Genomic DNA, 1,579 nt, shown 5'->3' with positions numbered 1-1,579 from the left:
ATTATATGCATTATTTCAAAAATAGAATTAGGTTCATGATTAATTAATGCTGATATATCACAATCAAGAGCTTCAGATATTTTTTGTAATTGTTCTCTACTTGGAGATCTATTTCCAAGCTCGTAATTTCTTATAGCAGCATCTGTTAATCCTGATTTAATAGCAAGTTCTTTTTGAGTTAAGTTTCTCATAAGTCTTAACTTTTTTAATTTTTCTCCAGAAATCAAACTTACTCCTCCTTATTTCATAATAACTATAAATATTTTATCACAAAACGAACAAAAGCTTAACAAAACTGTTCTGTTATAAATGTCTGCAAGTATCTGAATATTTTAGAAAAAAATAAATAGAAAAAGCTTGGCAGAACAAATATGAACAGCTATTATACATACTTTCCATTCGATATTGAACGAAAATTGTAAGACATATAAATTAATGCTCGCCCTTTTGAGGATGTAGAACTTTACAAACTATAGAAGGAGGATATTATGAAAGGTATTTTTATGAATGAAAAAGATGTACAAGAATTTCTTGATGTAAGCAGGACAACAGCATAGCAGATAATAAACGATATGAATCAAGACCTACTTAAATTAGGTTATCGTGTACAAAGAGGAAAGGTAAATAGAGAATACTTTATGGAAAAGTATTGCTATAAACCAACAAATACAAAGGAGCTTTAAAGTGCCAGCATTTAAAGATGAAAGTGGGAACAAAACTTGGTTTTGTAAATTTAATTATACCAACTGGAAAGGAGAAAAATTAACTAAGAAAAAACGTGGATTTTTAACAAAAAAAAGAAGCAATTGTAAATCAAAAAATACTTCCATATATAGGTGATTTAATGCCTAATGAGATTACTAATGTAACCATAATTCAATGGTAAAATGAGCTAATGAAGATTAAGGATAAGAATGGGAAAAACTACTCTCCTACTTATTTGAGAACTATTCATGCTCAGTTATCTAGTATCTTAAATCATGCTTGTAGGTACTACAATTTAAAAACTAATGTTGCTTGTGATGTTGGTTCTATGGGAGAAAAGAAGCTGATGAAATGCTCTTTTGGACTCAAGATGAATATGAAAGATTTGTAGAAGCTATAAAAGATAAACCTGAATCATTCTATGCTTTTGAACTTTTGTATTGGTGTGGTCTTAGAATGGGAGAATTATTAGCCTTAACAAAAGAAAAATTTGATTTTGAAAGGCATACATTAAAAATTGATGAATCTTTACAAAGGATTGATGGGAAAAATGTAATAACAGCCCCTAAGACTAGAAAAAGCATAAGGACAATAGTTATGCCTGAATTTTTAGCTGATGAGATCAAGGAGTATATAGAAAGTTTTTATAAGTTAAAACCAAAAGACTTAATATTTAATTTCTCGAAGAGTTACCTTCACCATGAAAGGGATAGGGGATCTAAGAAATCCCAAGTAAAGAGAATTAGGATACATGATTTAAGGCATTCTCATGTTTCACTCTTAATTGAACTAGGATTTTCTGCAACTGCAATAGCTGATAGGGTTGGACATGAATCGATTCATATTACCTATAGATATGCTCATCTCTTCCCTA

1 protein-coding gene and 1 pseudogene are annotated in these 1,579 nt (G+C 29.6%); one reads left to right on the top strand and one right to left on the bottom strand.

Annotated features, from left to right (window positions below; genetic code table 11):
* On the bottom strand, positions 1–227 hold a 227-nt coding region (locus tag HKO22_RS10590), incomplete at its 3' end, for a helix-turn-helix domain-containing protein (protein WP_169970504.1).
* Positions 228–684: 457 nt separating this feature from the next.
* On the opposite strand from HKO22_RS10590, the pseudogene HKO22_RS10585 reads away from it, so the two are divergent.
* Positions 685–1,579, top strand: a pseudogene (locus HKO22_RS10585) (site-specific integrase); the annotation flags it as partial.

The organism is Peptoniphilus faecalis (assembly GCF_012976305.1).
GTDB lineage: Bacteria > Bacillota > Clostridia > Tissierellales > Peptoniphilaceae > Peptoniphilus_A > Peptoniphilus_A faecalis.
The sequence above is the reverse complement of the archived record's forward strand: the minus strand, read 5'-3'. Positions and strand labels throughout refer to the sequence as shown.